This is a genomic window from Rhizobium sp. SG_E_25_P2, from assembly GCF_029892285.1.
Lineage (GTDB): Bacteria > Pseudomonadota > Alphaproteobacteria > Rhizobiales > Rhizobiaceae > Rhizobium_E.
In genome coordinates, this window is sequence record NZ_JARXVM010000001.1 from 136,313 (window position 1) to 152,960 (window position 16,648).

A 16,648-nucleotide genomic window follows, 5' to 3' on the forward strand; every position below is an offset into this window, starting at 1 on the left:
TCGGGAGACATCATGCCCCGGCGCAACAGCCGGGGCATGACTTTGACAGGGAACGACATGGGCGGCAGGGCAGTCATTTCGGAGATCAGACATTCGCTTGCGGGCGAATGGGCATTGGTCGTCTCCGATGCCGACGCTTATGCGAACCCTGCCGACATTCCAGACAAGGCCCGCCAAATCCCCGCCCCGGTGCCCGGAACGGTCGCCGAAGCGCTTGAAAAAGCCGGCCGCTTCGATCGCGCCCATCCCGTCAGTCTCAACGATCGCGATTTCTGGTATCTCGCCGCGCTGGAGGGACAGCCGCCTGGCCCCGCCCGGCTGCTGCTCGACGGACTTGCGACCATCGCAGAAGTTTATTTCAACGGCAGGCTGGTTCTGGAAAGCGTCAGCCAGTTCATCACCCATGACGTTCCGATCGTTTTGAAGGGTCAGGGTCAGGATCAGATCGCCATCTGCTTTCGCGCGCTGAACCCACGGCTGAAGGCGTCCGGTCCGCGAGCACGCTGGCGACCGCAGATGATCACCCCACCGGGCATGCGGCTGATCCGCGCCACGGCACTCGGGCATATGCCGGGTTGGTGCCCGGATGTGGAGGCCGTTGGCCCCTTCCGCCCCATTCATCTCGTCCGCTCAGCCGAAAACGAGATCGACGCGCTCAGGCTCTCCGCCGGTCTCGACGATGCAGGCGTGGGCGTTCTCGATGTCAGTTTCCGCTTCGCCGCCCGCGCCGCCGATCTCCGCATCGCCTGCGGCGGCTTCACGGCCCCGGTGATGATCTCTGCCGAAGGCCTGCTGACGGCGCGCCTCGAAATTCCGACCGTCATTCCGTGGATGCCGCATACCCATGGCGAACCTCACCTCTACCGTGTTGATCTGGTGATCAATGGCGCGGCGCATCAAATTGGTCGCGTCGGGTTCCGCAACATAGCCCTCGATCAGGGCGCTGACGGCAAGGGATTCGGAGTCGAGATCAACGGCGTCGCCATCTTCTGCCGCGGGGCTGTCTGGACCAATGCCGATATCGTCAGGCTGCCGGGCGCCCGAGAGGACTACCTTCCTTGGCTGCAAAAGGCGCGCGACGCCGGCATGAACATGATCCGCATCGGCGGCACGATGACCTATGAGACGTCGGAGTTTTTCGCACTGTGCGACGAACTCGGCCTTATGGTGTGGCAGGACTTCATGTTCGCCAATTTCGATTATCCGGCCTCCGACCCCGCCTTCGCCGATCTGGTGCGCAAGGAGGCCGTTGATCTCCTGTCGAGCATTCAGGGATCGCCCTCGCTGACCGTGCTCTGCGGCGGCTCGGAAATGTTCCAGCAGGCGGCCATGCTCGGTATGCCCGAACGCTTCTGGAGCGGGCCGATCACCGACGACATCCTGCCGGCGGTCTATGAAGAGCTGCGTCCCGACGTCATCTATGCGCCGAATTCCCCCTTCGGCGGCGCCATGCCTTTTTCGCCCAATGAAGGCGTCACGCATTATTACGGCGTCGGCGCCTATTGCCGTCCGCTCGACGACGCCCGCCGCGCCGAGGTGCGCTTCTCCGCCGAAAGCCTGGCGTTTGCGCATGTGCCGGAAGCCGAGACGCTGGAAGAACATCTGCCCGTCATGCCCGTGCATGATCCACGCTGGAAGGCGCGCGTACCGCGCGACCGCGGCGCATCCTGGGATTTCGAGGACATCCGCGATCATTATCTGCAACTCCTCTACGGTCTCGATCCCATGCGGCTGCGCCGAGAGGATGTCGGCCGCTATCTGACCCTGTCGCGGGCAACAACCGTGGAAGTTGTCGAGACTGCCTATGCCGAATGGCGCCGACCCGGCTCGCGGACCTCAGGCGCGCTGGTGTGGACGCTGCAGGATCTGCTGCCGGGGCCTGGCTGGGGGGTGATCGACGCGACCGGTCTTGAAAAGCCGGTCTGGCATGGCCTCCGTCGCGCCTTTCGTCCGGTAACGGTTGTCCTCTCCGACGAGGGAACAAGCGGACTCTATGCCCACATCATCAACGAAACCGCCAACGCGCGCAGCGTGACGCTGACGCTCGCTTGCCTGCGCGACGGCCAGACGCCTGTCGTCGGCGGCAAGATCGATCTCGACCTGCCGCCGCGCGGCACGGCGACTTTCGCCGCGACCGAGCTGTTCGGAGCGTTTTTCGACGCGGCTTACGCCTTCCGTTTCGGGCCGCCGGCGCATGACGTCACAGTCGCGCAACTCTTTGATCGTATGACGGGCGAAGAGATCGGCTCGGCCTTCCATTTCCCGCATGGACGAAGCGCCGCCCTGCACAAGGCTGGGCTTTCGGCGCGGCTGGCGCGGGAGGCGGACGAATGGGCGCTCTATCTCTCCACCGACCGTCTCGCCCAATCCGTGCATTTCGACTTGGCCGGCTGGCGCGCCTCTGACAATTGGCTGCATCTGGCGCCCGGCCAGGAAAAGCGGCTGACGCTGACGCCGAGAGGAGAAGCGCCATCCGGCCCGCCCAGCGGCGCCATACGGCATCTTCAAGGCGGGGAAATCCGGTTTTGATCGGCAGGCCGGACCCGACATCGACGAACAGACCGCCATCCATGACGGGCGGATGGTCAAGCGCCGCGGCTGACGCGGGCCAAACAGGAAGAGGACGACCGGCATGCGCATGATGAGCTTTGCGGCCCTGGCTTTGGCTGCGACATTCGGCTTTCAGAATTCTGCACTGGCGGCCAAGGGCTGCTTTCGCGGCATCAACCTCTCGGGAGCGGAATTCGGCGAACTCGGCGGCAAGGTGAACAAGGCCTATGTCTGGCCATCGGACCGAACCGTCTCTTACTTCGCCGCGAAGGGCTTCGACACAGTGCGCCTGCCATTTCTGTGGGAACGGCTCCAGCCAAAGCTTATGCAGCCCTTCGACGCGGCCGAAGAGGGGCGTCTCAAGGAGAGCGTGGAACTGATCAAGTCGCATGGCATGCGCGTCATTCTCGATCCCCACAACTATGCGCGCTACCACGGAAAGCTGATCGGCTCCCCGGAGGTTCCCAATCAGGCTTTCGCCGATTTCTGGACGAAGCTGGCCAAACTGTTCGCCAACGACCCCGCCATCTATTTCGGTCTGATGAACGAGCCCAACAAGATGCCGGTGGCGCAATGGGTGGAGGCTGCGAACGCTGCGACGCTCGCCATTCGGCTTGAGGCGAAGGCCGGAAATCTTGTGCTCGTGCCTGGCACCGCCTGGACCGGCGCCCATAGCTGGATGCAGGAAATCGATGGCGAACCCAACGGCGTAGCGTTGATGAAATACAAGGATCCGAGCGAAAACTTCGCATTCGAGGTGCACCAGTATCTCGATGACGATTTTTCAGGCACGAAGGGCAATTGCTCGCGCGTCGAGGATGCGGTCACGGCGCTGAAAGACTTCACCAAATGGCTCAAAAGCAATGGGTATCGGGGTTTCCTCGGTGAATTTGGCGCGCCGGGCGATGCGGCCTGCGTGGCGGGTCTCCAGGCGATGGTCGATGTGGTCGAGGCGGACAAGGAGGCTTGGACCGGCTGGACCTATTGGGTCGCCGGCGACTGGTGGCCAGAAAGCGAACCTCTCAACATACAGCCGACCAAGAATGGCGATCGCCCGCAACTGGCCGCGATGACATCGACGCTTTCGGATTTTTCTGCGGAGGGCAGACATTGCCCATCGCTCCGGTGAACAAAGCGATGGTGGACCCGATCCCGGTTGCTTCCGTATCCAAGGATCACGGATTGATCGTGCATGTTGTGCGCCAATTCTGGCCGAATCGCGGCGGTCTTGAGGATGTGGTGCTCAACCTGTGCCGGCAAGGCGTCAAGGCGGGCTATCGCATCCGCGTCGTCACCTTGAACTCGCTGTTTTCCGATCCCAGCCGCGAGCTGCCGGCGCGTGAGATGCTGGAAGACATCGAGATTGTCCGCATTCCCTGGCGCGGATCGAGCCGCTATCCTGTCGCGCCATCGGTGCTTTCCCATATCCGCGATGCGGATCTCGTGCATGTTCACGCCATCGACTTTTTTTTCGATTTCCTGGCGATGACCAAGCTCGTTCATCGCAAGCCGTTGATCGCCACGACGCATGGCGGCTTCTTCCACACAAAGAAGTTCGCCGCCATCAAGGCGATCTGGTTCAACACGCTGACACGCTTTTCTGTGAGCCGCTACGCCTTCCTGATCGGCTGCAGCGCCTCGGATGTCGAGATGTTCACACCGATCGCGCGACGCAATATAGCGCTGATCGAGAATGGCGCGGATCTCGAAAAGTTCTCCGGGCGCAGTTCGATCCTGCCCGTGAAGTCGATCGTGACCATCGGTCGATTTTCAGTCAACAAGCGCATCGACCGGCTCATAGCGACGCTCGCGGCTCTCAGACAGCGCGATCCGGACTGGACGCTCGATATCGTGGGCGTCGATTCGGATTTGAGCGGCGCTGACATCCGCGACCTCGCCGTTCGTTCAGGCGTAGCGACCGCCACACGGGTCCATATCGGACTTGCGAACGAGGGCGTGGCGGAGATCCTCGAACGCGCCTCGTTTTTCGCATCCGCCTCTGACTATGAAGGTTTCGGCTTGGTCGCCATCGAGGCCATGAGCGCCGGTCTCATACCGGTTCTGCAGCCAAATGCGGCCTATGACGCGCTGTCCAGGCGTCATGACACCATCAGTCTCGCCGATTTCAGCGCGCCGGAGATCGCGGCTGACGAATTCCACAAGACATGGACGAGGCTTGAGCAGGAGGGGACGGTATTGCGCCAGCGCGTCATGGCGCAAGCGGCCTCGTATGGCTGGGACGCGACAGCGGCGCGCTATCTCGATCTCTACGCCCGCGCGCTATCGTAGCTCAGCGCATCGTGTCGCGGTAAAGCGCCAGATGGGCGCGGGCGATTTCGCGCCAGTCGCGCGCTTTCATTTCCCGCGCCAGCACATCGGCCCCCGGATGGCGATCGGCGTTTCCGGCCAAAAGCCGGGCTATCGCAGCGGCGGCGTCATCGGGATCCGTGATGGGCAAGGTTGTCTGCTTGAGCCAGGCGGGCGTGGTCTGGGACTGCGTCGTCAACACGCTGACGCCATGGTCGAGGCAGGCGAGCGCCGAACCTCGCTTGTCGGAGACCCCGTCTGGGAATGGCAAAAGCGCGATCGTAGCCGCCAGCAATTCCCTGGAAACATCATCAGGGGGCATGTTGAGGCGGAGAGAAACATCGAGCTCAGCCGCTCGACGCTCGACCATCGCCCGGAATTCGCCATCGCCCTCGACCATGGCCCCGATCATGCGGCACTCCAGCGGCGCACCCTGTCTCCTCAATGTCGAGATTGTATCGAGGAAGATCTCGATGCCCTTGTTGCGGGATATCTGGCCGAAATAGACGAGCCGTTCGCGGCGCTCCACCGCGTCATCCACTTTATGGATGTTATTGCCAATGGGCAGCACCCGGAGAGAGGCGCCGCCAAAAGGGAAAGCGCGGCGGAAACCGTCGCGCTCGGCAGGGTTGGAGAAGACAAGCGCGCGGGCGCGCAAGGCGAAGGGCGCGAAAATCAGCTTGCGCGGCAGGCTAAAGAGCCGGAACTCGTGAAGTGTCGCATAGATATTGGGCGCCACAATCGGCAGCATGGCCGGCGCGAGCGAATTGCTCATGGTCAGCGACGGATATTGCAGATGCAGAACCGTGTCTGCGCCGCCATGGACACGCCGGATACGCGCGATCTCGCCGGCATTCCAACTCGCCGGGCGATCGAGTATCGCCTCGACCCCGATATCATCAAAGGCTTGGGCCAGCTTTTCTGTATAGTCGGCGACTCCGCACATGAGATCGCCGGGGGACGTGACTAGCAGGACGATCTTCACGGGCGCCGCTTTTCCTAAGGGTTTCTTGACTCTGACTTAAAGCCAGCCGGTTTAAGATGGGGTAAAATGCGTCATGTCGGACGGACATACCGCGCATATTGACCAAAATTTTAGCTCTCGGGCATACATCTCGCGCGCGAAGATCGAATACAGGACTGGCGCATGTCGAAAAACATCATGGCGAACTCGATGGTCAATGCCGCGGCGGGCATGCTGCTGCTGGTGACGGGCTTCGCCTGCTCGATTGTCGCGGCGCGTCTTCTGGGTCCCGAAGCCAATGGTGTGATCGCCTTTTCGCTGTGGTTCGCCACCACCGGCGCGCTGGTCGCCGAGCTCGGAACTGGCGTGCTGCTGATGCGCATGCTGCCAAAACTCAAGGTGGAAGGCTATGACGAAAAGCGGCGGCGTGGGTTCGCGGCCCTGCTGCTGACGCCGACGCTGGTGTCAACGGCTGTGCTGGCGGTGCTTTATGCCGCGATTTTCCTGGGCTCTGAAGAACTGCACTGGATCGACACGGGGCCAGAAGTCGCTCTCCTGACCGGCGGCCTGTTCGTGCTGCAATCGATCGGCGCCTTCACCAAGAATTATCTGATTGGCGAACAGAGGCTCGGCGCCTATTTCAAGCTCACCCTCGTCGCCTCCATCATGCAGTTGGCGACGGTGCTCGGCGGCGCTGTGTTTTATGGCGTCGAAGGGGCGCTCCTGGGTTATGCCGCCGGTCAGGTGGTGATGTTCCTCTACACATTGACCCTGATGTTCGAGCGCCGCGACTTCTGCGACACGCCGGCCAAATTCCTGGTGTCGTCCTCGCTTGCGCTGTCAGCAGGCTATGTCATCGACTCGGTCTTTCTCAACCGGATCGAAATCCTGTTCCTGCAGCAGTTCTGGGACGTGAAAATGGTCGGCTTCTACGCCGTCAGCCTGTCGCTCGCCAACCTGGCGCTGCAACTGCCTGTGCAGCTGACCGGCAGCCTGTTGCCCTATTACGCGGCGCAGCGACAGTCGGGCCACGGCGGACAAATGAGCGCCGATGTTTTCACGTCGGTCATTCGGGCGCTGTTCTATCTCACGCTGCCGATGAGTTTCGGGCTGGCGGGAATCGCCACGCCGCTGGTGACCTCGGTGTTTGGCGAAGATTTCTCCCCTGCCGGGCCGATGGTGGCGCTGATTGCGCTTTCGGCGCCGGCCTATGTGCTCATGCAGATCCTGACACAATATCTCTTCTCGCTCGACATGATGAAAAGCCGGCTATTTGCGGGATTGATCGGCAGCATGGTGATCGTCGTCGGCTGTTTTATCGCTGTGCCGAGCTTTGGGGGCGAAGGCGCAGCCATCGCTCGGCTCATAGCCTTCACCCTGATGTGCATGGCGATGATCCGCATGACCGGCTTCGGCAAAAACCTGAATGACCTCTATGGCGTGCTCGCCAAGGTGACGGCGGCGGCGGCGCTGGTGGGGGCTGCCGCCTTCTTTGTTTCCGATCTTGTGCCAGGCCTTTTGGGTCTCGTGCTCGCCATCGCCATCGGCGTCGTCGTCTATCCGGTCGCGCTCAAATGGACCCGTGCGATCCCGCCGGAGGACGGCGCTATGCTGCGCGCGCTCGCCGGCCGCGCACCTGGAAAGGCGGGAAAGGCGGCTGGGAAAATCGTCCGCTGGATCGCGCCGCGCACCTTGGATGCGACAGCCGCCGCGCCAAGTCTCCGCGCGGAAGCCTACGGGGCCGGCCGCCAAGCAGGCCATGCCGTCGCCTTCAACGGAAATGCTGGGCTCTATCTTCCGGAAGCCGATGGCGTGGAGCGACGAGACGCCGCCATTCTCCTCTTGTCTCCCTGGGGCTTCGAAGAGCTGTGCAGCCGAAAGTTCTACCGCATCCTCGCCGAAGAGCTCTCTCAAACAGGCCTGCCTAGTCTCCGCTTCGATTTTCCGGGCGCCGGCGATTCACGCGACCTGAACGACAATGAAGGCTTGGAGGCCTGGGAGGCCGCGGTCATCGCGGCGGCGGAAAAGCTGCGAGTGTTGACGGGTCTCGACCGCATCATCCTGATCGGCCAAGGCCCCGGCGCCGCGCTCGGGCAACATCTCGCCGCCCGGCTTGGCGAGATCGGCGCGGTGGTGATGCTCGCGCCGATGCTGAGCGGTCGTCTCTATCTCCGGGAAGTCGCGCTCATGTCGAACGCGGTGGATCAGGCGTTAGGGCTCAGGGAGGACCAGAGGGACAAAACCACGGTCAACATCGCCGGCTTCCGCTTGCCTGAGGCGATCGTCGCCGCGTTGAAGAAAATGAACCTCGGTGTTTCGGCACAGGCCGCGGCCCCGCATTATCTGCTGCTCGCCAAGCCGTCATCCGGCGCCGAAGCGCAACTGGCCGATGCACTGCGCGAGCAAGGCGCGTCCGTCGATGTTGAGCCATTCACCGGCTATGAAACGTTAATGGCCAATCCGACCATTCAAGTGATGCCGCTTGAGGCGACCTCCCGCATCGTCGACTGGGTCCTCGGCAAAACCGCGCCGTCGCCGGCGCGCAGTTCGCGTCCGGCGGCTAACGAGGCGATCGAGGCGGACGACTATATCGAGACGGGCGTGCGCTTCGGCGACGGAGATCATCTGCATGGGACAATCTGCACGCCCAGAGCCGACCAATCCGGGCTGCGCGTGTTGATCCTGACCACCGCCTATGACCGCGCTTCGGGCTGGGGTCGTAGCGGAACAGATCTGGCCCGGGACCTCGCCAGAGTCGGGGTCGCCTCTCTCCGCTATGACGCCGCAAATGTCGGCGACAGCCCGCCTGCCGCCGGAGCTGCGCCACAAGTTCTCTATTCACCCGATCAGATCACCGATGCGCGCCAGGCGATCGATCTCCTGGAAAACCGCCTCGAACCGGGGCCTTTGATCCTGTTCGGACGATGCAGTGGCGGCTATGCGGCGCTAAGGACAGCCTCCGCAGATCCGCGGGTCAGCGCCTTCATGGCCATCAACCCCTATATATTCTATTGGGATCCAACAAAACCGGTGGACGGCGCGCTCACCTTCGTTCCACGCAGCCTCGACGACTATGGCCAGCGTCTCGCACAGTTGGGCACATTCAAACGCCTGCTGAAGGGTGAGATCGATGTGCCGGCGGCCATACTCAACATTTCGCTGGCGCTTTATCGGCGCATGCTGGCGAAACTGAAACCAGTGTTGCGTTTCATCGATTCCGCCGGCCCGGTGCATCATGAGACGATGGAGATGTTCAGAACCTATGCCCTGCGCGAGACCGCTGTACGGCTCGCTTATAGTTCTGGGGATGTCGGCATAGAGGCTTTGCGCCGTCACTTCGGCGAAACCGGCGAAAAGCTCGCGCCTTTCCCGAATGTGAAACTGGTGATCATCCCGGACGCAGATCACAATCTGACTCCGCAGGCCGCCAAGGATCACGCCATGGCCGAGCTTGCGGAACTCGTGAAGCTCTACAGCGTCCAGAAATGAAAAACGGCGGACTGAAATAGCCCGCCGTATCACCATGTCTCGTTCCTGCGATCAGTCGCTCAGCGTATCGAAGAAGTCTTTCATCTTGGCGAAGAAGCCTGTTGATTCCGGATTGTTCTCCTTCGACGAGATCTTTTGGAATTCCTCAAGGAGTTCGCGCTGGCGCTTGGTCAGTTTCTGCGGCGTTTCGACCACGATCTGCACATAGAGATCGCCGATCTGGTGCGAACGCAATACCGGCATACCCTTGGCCTTCAGGCGGAATTGTTTGCCGGTCGGCGTGCCCTCGGGCACGGTCACGCGCGACTTGGTGCCGTCGAGCGTCGAGATCTCGAACTTGCCGCCAAGTGCAGCCGTCGCCATCGGGATGGTCACCATGCAGTAGAGATCGGCGCCATCGCGCTTGTAGAAGGAATGCGGCTTGACCGACATGAAGATGTAGAGATCGCCAGCGGGGCCGCCGCGCAGGCCGGCCTCGCCCTCGCCCTGCAGGCGAATGCGGGTGCCGTCTTCGATACCGGCCGGGATATTGACCTGCAGCGACCGCTCTTCCGTGACGCGGCCCTGGCCGTGGCACTTGGTGCAGGGATCGCTGATGGTCTGGCCGCGGCCGTGACAGGTCGGGCAGGTGCGTTCGATCGAGAAGAACCCCTGGGTCGCGCGCACGCGGCCGGAACCGTGACAGGTGCCGCAGGTGGTCGGCTTGGTGCCGGGCTTGGCGCCTGTGCCGGTGCAGACATCGCAGGTGATCGAGGTCGGCACGCGGATCTGCGCCACCTTGCCAGCAAACGCTTCCTCAAGCGAGATTTCCATATTGTAGCGCAGATCGTCGCCGCGCTCACGGCCCTGAGCGCCGCCACCGCCACGACGGCGTCCACCGCCCATCATCTCGCCGAAAATGTCTTCGAAGATGTCGGAAAAGCCGCCCGCGCCGGCGCCGGCGCCGAAACCCGGACCTGCGCCGCCTCCTTGCTCGAAGGCCGCGTGGCCGAAGCGATCATAGGCTGACCGCTTTTGCGGATCCTTGAGCGTCTCGTATGCTTCGTTGATTTCCTTGAATTTCTTTTCGGCGGCAGCATCGCCCGGATTTTTGTCGGGATGCCACTTCATCGCGAGCTTGCGGAAGGCGCTTTTCAGTTCCTTCTCGTCCGCTGTCTTGCTCACGCCGAGCGTCTCGTAAAAATCAGCTTTTGCCATGTTTGAAAACCATGCGCCGCAGCGCACCTACACGTGGAATGAGGCAACCATCCACGCGCCGTCATCTGGCGGCATGCGGATGGCGGATTTGAAGAGGCCTGCAAGCGGGGCTTGCAGGCCATGTTTCAGGTTCAGGCCGACTTCTTCTTGTCGTCGCTGACATCCTCGTAATCCGCGTCGACAATGCCGTCGTCGTCCTTCTCGGCGCCGTCGGCGCCGCCTTCAGCCTGCTGGGCTTCATACATCGCCTGGCCGAGCTTCATGGACACTTCCAGAAGGTTCTGGGTCTTGGCCTTGACGTCTTCGGCATCGATATCGGCGCCTTCGATCGACGACTTCAGCGCTTCGATGGCGGCCTGGATGGCGCCGCGATCAGCTTCGGTGACCTTGTCGCCATAATCCTTGAGCGACTTTTCGGTCGAATGCACAAGGCTTTCGGCCTGGTTCTTCGCCTCGACGCCGTCACGACGCTTCTTGTCGGCTTCGGCATTGGCCTCGGCGTCCTTGACCATCTTCTCGATGTCGGCGTCGGAGAGACCGCCAGACGCCTGGATGCGGATCTGGTGTTCCTTGCCGGTGCCCTTGTCCTTGGCCGAAACCTGCACGATGCCGTTGGCGTCGATGTCGAAAGTGACTTCGATCTGCGGCACGCCGCGCGGCGCCGGCGGAATGCCGACCAGGTCGAACTGGCCGAGCATCTTGTTGTCAGCGGCCATTTCGCGTTCGCCCTGATAGACCCGGATGGTCACGGCCTGCTGGCCGTCTTCGGCGGTCGAGAACACCTGGCCCTTCTTGGTCGGGATCGTGGTGTTGCGATCGATCAGACGGGTAAACACGCCGCCGAGGGTTTCAATGCCGAGCGACAGCGGGGTCACGTCGAGCAGGAGAACGTCCTTGACGTCGCCCTGGAGAACGCCGGCCTGGATGGCCGCGCCCATGGCCACGACTTCGTCAGGATTGACGCCCTTGTGGGGCTCCTTGCCGAACAGCTGCTTGACGATTTCCTGCACCTTCGGCATGCGGCTCATGCCGCCGACGAGCACGACTTCATCGATTTCGGCGGCGGTGACACCGGCGTCCTTCAGGGCTGCCTTGCAAGGGGCGACGGTGCGCTGCACGAGATCGTCCACCAGGCTTTCGAACTTGGCGCGGGTCAGCTTCATCGTCAGATGCTTCGGACCGGTGGCGTCCGCCGTGATGAACGGCAGGTTGATTTCGGTCTGCTGCGAGGACGACAGTTCGATCTTGGCCTTTTCAGCGGCTTCCTTGAGGCGCTGCAGAGCGAGCTTGTCATTCTTCAGCTCGATGCCCTGTTCCTTCTTGAACTCGTTTGCGAGATATTCGACCAGACGCATGTCGAAGTCTTCACCGCCGAGGAAGGTGTCGCCGTTGGTCGACTTCACTTCAAAGACGCCGTCGCCGATTTCGAGAACCGAGATATCGAAGGTGCCGCCGCCCAAGTCGTAGACGGCGATGGTCTTGCCTTCATTCTTGTCGAGGCCGTAAGCGAGCGCGGCTGCCGTCGGCTCGTTGATGATGCGCAGCACTTCGAGACCGGCGATCTTGCCAGCGTCCTTGGTGGCCTGGCGCTGGGCGTCGTTGAAGTAGGCGGGAACCGTGATGACGGCCTTTTCGACCTTCTCGCCGAGATAAGCTTCAGCGGTTTCCTTCATCTTCTGAAGGATCATGGCGGAGACCTGCGAAGGCGAATAGCCCGTGCCGCGGCTTTCGACCCATGCGTCGCCATTGCCGGCCTTGATGATCTTGTAGGGAACGAGGCCCTTGTCCTTTTCCACGGTGGGATCGTCATGACGGCGGCCAATCAGGCGCTTGACGGCGAACACGGTGTTTTCAGGATTGGTGACCGCCTGACGCTTGGCCGGCTGGCCGACGAGACGCTCGCCTTCTTCCGTGAAGGCCACCATCGACGGGGTGGTGCGGGCGCCTTCGGAGTTTTCGATCACCTTGGCGTCCTTGCCATCCATGATGGCGACGCAGGAATTGGTGGTTCCGAGGTCGATACCGATAACTTTTGCCATTTTCACTTCTCTCCTTGTAGCAGGCTGCAGGGACCCTTCAGGCGGCGTTCCCTCGCAACCCCCGTTTGGATGGGTACATTTGCGATTTTTTCAGAGCCGAAGCTCTTTGTATGCGGGGTATATAAGGAGGCATTTTTGCCTGTGCAAGGCGTCCGCGCAGGCGTCCGAAACCAATTTTCCAGCAAAGAAGCCAGAAAATCGCGGCTTTTCGACAAGCTCCTCCGTAGAGCTTGCGCGAAGCTTTTGCTGGGTCGGCAAGCATCCGACGAATTATTGTTGCATGATCACATCGAGCAAGGTCGAGTTGGCCTTGCGTTGCGGCTGCTGTCCGGAATTTTCACCCACATCCATGGGCGGCGTCAGCCCGGGATCTTCGTTCTGTCCTTCCTGGCGGATCACCTGTTCGATGTCCTGGGTGGGCAGCCCCTGCTGTTCGTCAACGGACTGCCGGCGCGCGGGTTGGCCCTGTTCGGTATCGGCGCCGCCCAGCGCGTGGCTGATCATGTCGAACAGGCTGTCTCGCCGCTGCTCATCATTGCCAGTCGACGCGATGAGATCGGATGACCCCGCCCCGATCCCCGGCAAGGGCTCGGGCTTGAGCCCTTGATGCGCTGCCGTCATGAACTGGCTCCAGACCTCGGCCGGAAGCCCGCCGCCGGTGACTTTTTTCATTGAGGCGCCGTCGTCATTGCCGAACCAGACGCCGGTGGCCAGATTGGACGTGTAGCCGACGAAAAGGGCGTCGCGGAATGATTGCGTCGTACCGGTCTTGCCTGCCGCCTGCCAGCCAGGGAGTTTCGCCTTTTTGCCCGTGCCCTTGGTGATGACGCCCGCCATCATCATATTCATCTCGGCGGCGATCTTGGGCGATAGCACCTTCGGCGGCGTCTCGTATTTGTTCTCATAGAGCACCTTGCCCGAGGCCGTGGTGATGCGACGAATGAGATGCGGCGACGCCTTGTATCCGCCATTCATGAACGGAGCATAGGAGGCGGTCAGCTCGACCAGCGACACTTCCGACGTGCCGAGCGCGATCGACGCATTGTCCTGGATGTCGGATTCGATGCCCAGGCGGTGCGCGAACTTGACGACATTGTTCGGTCCGGCCTCCATCACCAGTTGGGCGGCGATGGTGTTCAGCGAATTGGCGAGCGCATTCGCAAGCGTCACCGGACCGCGATACTTGTTGTCGTAGTTTTCCGGCGTCCATTTACCGATGCGAACGGGCGCATCATTGCGAACCGAAGCTGGCGTCAATCCCTGCTCCAGCGCGGCCGCGTAAACGAAGGGCTTGAAAGCGGAGCCTGGCTGCCGCTTGGCCTTGAAGGCGCGGTTGAACTGGCTCTTTGCGTAATCGCGACCGCCGACCACGGCGCGAATGGCGCCGGCGCCGTCGATGGACACCAGCGCCCCCTGCGTGACGCCGAGGCGTTTTCCGTCCTTCGACAAAGCCTCTTGAACCGCTTTTTCGGCAGCGCGCTCCAGCGTGCGGTCGAGCGTGGTGTCGACGATGACGTCTTCCTTGACCTCGCCGATCAGTCCGGGCAACTCGTCCATCACCATATCGGCGGCGTAATGCTCGGCGCCGGACCAGTAGCTCTTGGCCTTGGGCGGTTGCTGGCTTGTCGCCATCTTCATGTCGTCGGCGCTGATATAACCTTGCTCTTCCATCGCGGCGAGCACCAGCCTGGCGCGATCCATGGCGCCCTTGGGATTTTTGGCGGGAGACAAAGCCGACGGCGCCTTGAGAAGGGCTGCGAGGATGGCCGCCTCCGTAAGATTCACATCGCGGGCGGACTTGTTGAAATATCGACGCGAGGCGGCTTCGACGCCGTAGGAATTGGATCCGAAGAACACGCGATTGAGATACATCGCGAGGATCTGATCCTTGGTGTATTTGCTCTCAAGCCAGAAGGCGAGCAGCACTTCCTGCACCTTGCGCTCCAAGGTCCGATCCGGCGTCAGGAACATGTTCTTGGCAAGCTGCTGGGTGATGGTGGAGCCGCCCTGCACCATGCGTCCGGCCATGATGTTGCGGGCCATGGCGCGTGAGAAGCCGATGGGATCAAACCCGAAATGCGAATAAAAGCGCCTGTCCTCAATGGCGATCACCGCTTCGGGAATATAGGGCGACATGGCTTCGAGCGGGATCGCCTCGCCGCCCGTCGAGCCGCGATTGGCGAGAAGTTCGCCATTAACGTCGACGATCTTGATATTGGGCGGTCGATCCGGCATCGCCCAGCCTTCCGCGTTCGGCATGCGCGAGCCGTAATACATCAGCACGCCGGCCGCGGCGATGCCGCCCCAGAGGCAGAGAACCAGCGACCAATAGATCGCCCGGCGGATCAGGCCGAAGAAACCGCCGCCGGTTGCGCGGGAACGTCCGCGAACAGCCTTGGTCCGCTTCTTGACCGGCGCTCGTCCGCCTTTCTCCCGGGGATCGGCGCGCAGATCGTCATCGCGACGCGCGCGTGGGCCGCCCTCGAAAGAAGGTTCGATTCGTGTGCCGTTTCTGGATTTTCCCGCCATCAGACCCGATGTTTCGCTTGCCCGTCTCGTTGCCGACGGCCTGAACTTTAAATGTGGCGATTTAACGGGTCGTTAACTGTCGCGCCCAGCGAGAGCTTTGCCGTCAAATGCATGCCGCGGCCCCGACCTGGCGATCGCGGCGGCGGCGTTTCAAGATGATGCAGATCCGCTCAGGCGCCGAGCGCCGCCATGATCCGGATCCAGGAGCGGATGCCCTTGTGGAAGGAGCGCAGCTCGTATTTCTCGTTTGGTGAATGGATGCGGTCGTCCGACAGGCCGAAGCCGGCCAGCAGCGATTCCATGCCCAGCATGCGCTGGAAATCACCGACGATCGGGATGGAGCCGCCCATGCCGATCATCACGGCGGGCTTTTCCCATTCCTCCGTCAGCGCCTCGCGCGCCTTGTTCAGCATAGGCGAATCATAGGGAAGCTGGATAGCCGGCGAGCCGCCATGCGGATGGAATTCGACCGAGCAATCGGCCGGGATCTTCGACTGCACATAGGCGCGGAAGCTCTCGCGGATCTTGTCCGGGTCCTGCTTGCCGACCAGGCGGAAGGAGACTTTCGCAGAGGCCTGGGCGGCGATGACCGTCTTGAAGCCTTCGCCGGTATAGCCGCCGGTGATGCCGTTCACTTCCGCTGTTGGCCGGGCCCAAGTCAGCTCCATGACGCTGCGGCCCTTTTCGCCAGAGGGAACGGACAGGCCGATTTCGCCCAGGAACTTGTCGGACGTCATGCCCAAGGTTTCCCACATCGCCTTGACGTGATCAGGAGTCTCCTCGACGCCTTCATAGAAGCCCGGGAGAGTGACCGTGCCGGTATCGTCATGCAATCCGGCGAGGATGTCGGCGAGGATATGGATCGGATTGGCGGCTGCGCCGCCGAAATAGCCCGAATGCAGATCGCGATCGGCCGCCTTGACCATAACCTCTTCGCCGACAAGGCCGCGCAGGCCGGCCGAGATGGCCGGCGTTTCGCTGTCCCACATATTGGTGTCGCAGACGAGCGCGAAATCCGCCTTAAGTTCAGCGGCGTTGGCTTCGAGGAACGGCTTGAGCGACGGTGAGCCCGACTCTTCTTCGCCTTCGAACAGGATCGTGACCTTCACCGGCAGCGCGCCATGCGCCTCCTTGTAAGCGCGGCATGCTTCCACGAAGGTCAGGAGCTGGCCCTTGTCGTCGGAAGTTCCACGGCCTGAGATCACCTTGCGACCGTTAAGCTCGCGAATCTGAGGCTGGAAAGGATCGGTCTCCCAGAGATTGACGGGATCGACAGGCTGGACGTCGTAATGGCCGTAAAACAACACATGAGGAGCATCCTCACGCGCGCCGACGTGATGCGCGACGACCATCGGGTGGCCGGGTGTGGCGCGCACGGACGCTTCGAAGCCCAGCGCCTTGAGATCATCGACCAACCATTGGGCGGCGGCGGCACACTCTTCCTTATAGGCCGGATCGGTGGAGATCGACTTGATGCGGCACAGAGCGAACATTTTCTCGAGGCTGGACTCAAGATTGGCGTCGGCTTTGGACAGGACGGTGTCGATCATGCTCATGGCGATCCTCGCTGGTC

Annotated in this window: 9 protein-coding genes; 4 read left to right on the top strand and 5 right to left on the bottom strand. The window is 61.9% G+C overall.

All coding sequences use genetic code 11. The features are described from left to right. The first annotated feature begins 12 nt into the window (after positions 1-12). The 3 genes from M2360_RS00620 to M2360_RS00630 all read left to right on the top strand — a co-directional run bounded on the left by M2360_RS00620 (position 13) and on the right by M2360_RS00630 (position 4,839). Positions 13-2,529: a glycoside hydrolase family 2 protein gene (locus M2360_RS00620; RefSeq protein ID WP_280772433.1), complete on the top strand. Its 2,517-nt coding sequence runs from the start codon at positions 13-15 to the stop codon at positions 2,527-2,529. A gap of 103 nt (positions 2,530-2,632) precedes the next feature. Then, entirely contained in the window at positions 2,633-3,679 is a 1,047-nt protein-coding gene (locus tag M2360_RS00625) for a glycoside hydrolase family 5 protein (protein ID WP_280772434.1), read from the top strand. An 8-nt stretch (positions 3,680-3,687) separates the two neighbouring features. Next, positions 3,688-4,839 carry a glycosyltransferase family 4 protein gene (locus tag M2360_RS00630; RefSeq protein ID WP_280773051.1) on the top strand — a complete coding sequence of 384 codons (1,152 nt, stop codon included), beginning with the start codon at positions 3,688-3,690 and terminating at the stop codon, positions 4,837-4,839. 1 nt (position 4,840) lies between these two features. Here the strand turns inward: M2360_RS00630 and M2360_RS00635 are convergent, their stop codons facing one another. After that, positions 4,841-5,842 (bottom strand): glycosyltransferase, encoded by a 1,002-nt coding sequence (locus tag M2360_RS00635; RefSeq protein ID WP_280772435.1) that lies wholly within the window; start codon positions 5,840-5,842, stop codon positions 4,841-4,843. Between the two features lie 162 nt (positions 5,843-6,004). Here M2360_RS00635 and M2360_RS00640 point away from each other — a divergent pair, with 162 nt between their 5' ends. Next, positions 6,005-9,310 (top strand): polysaccharide biosynthesis C-terminal domain-containing protein, encoded by a 3,306-nt coding sequence (locus tag M2360_RS00640; protein ID WP_280772436.1) that lies wholly within the window; start codon positions 6,005-6,007, stop codon positions 9,308-9,310. 51 nt (positions 9,311-9,361) lie between these two features. Here M2360_RS00640 and dnaJ read toward each other — a convergent pair whose 3' ends face one another. The 4 genes from dnaJ to M2360_RS00660 form a co-directional block, all read right to left on the bottom strand. After that, positions 9,362-10,507, bottom strand: coding sequence for a molecular chaperone DnaJ (gene dnaJ, locus M2360_RS00645; protein ID WP_280772437.1), 1,146 nt, complete (start codon positions 10,505-10,507; stop codon positions 9,362-9,364). A 131-nt stretch (positions 10,508-10,638) separates the two neighbouring features. After that, positions 10,639-12,546 (bottom strand): molecular chaperone DnaK, encoded by a 1,908-nt coding sequence (gene dnaK / locus M2360_RS00650; RefSeq protein WP_280772438.1) that lies wholly within the window; start codon positions 12,544-12,546, stop codon positions 10,639-10,641. A gap of 270 nt (positions 12,547-12,816) precedes the next feature. After that, positions 12,817-15,075: a transglycosylase domain-containing protein gene (locus tag M2360_RS00655; RefSeq protein WP_280772439.1), complete on the bottom strand. Its 2,259-nt coding sequence runs from the start codon at positions 15,073-15,075 to the stop codon at positions 12,817-12,819. Positions 15,076-15,245: 170 nt separating this feature from the next. Beyond that, entirely contained in the window at positions 15,246-16,631 is a 1,386-nt protein-coding gene (locus tag M2360_RS00660; protein WP_280772440.1) for a dipeptidase, read from the bottom strand. Between the last annotated feature and the right edge of the window lie 17 nt (positions 16,632-16,648).

Coding starts and splice junctions, on each gene's coding strand:
- M2360_RS00620 (WP_280772433.1), top strand. CDS start 13: ATGCCCCGGCGCAACAGCCGGGGCATGACTTTGACAGGGAACGACATG.
- M2360_RS00625 (WP_280772434.1), top strand. CDS start 2,633: ATGCGCATGATGAGCTTTGCGGCCCTGGCTTTGGCTGCGACATTCGGC.
- M2360_RS00630 (WP_280773051.1), top strand. CDS start 3,688: ATGGTGGACCCGATCCCGGTTGCTTCCGTATCCAAGGATCACGGATTG.
- M2360_RS00640 (WP_280772436.1), top strand. CDS start 6,005: ATGTCGAAAAACATCATGGCGAACTCGATGGTCAATGCCGCGGCGGGC.
- dnaJ (WP_280772437.1), bottom strand. CDS start 10,507: ATGGCAAAAGCTGATTTTTACGAGACGCTCGGCGTGAGCAAGACAGCG.
- dnaK (WP_280772438.1), bottom strand. CDS start 12,546: ATGGCAAAAGTTATCGGTATCGACCTCGGAACCACCAATTCCTGCGTC.
- M2360_RS00655 (WP_280772439.1), bottom strand. CDS start 15,075: ATGGCGGGAAAATCCAGAAACGGCACACGAATCGAACCTTCTTTCGAG.
- M2360_RS00660 (WP_280772440.1), bottom strand. CDS start 16,631: ATGAGCATGATCGACACCGTCCTGTCCAAAGCCGACGCCAATCTTGAG.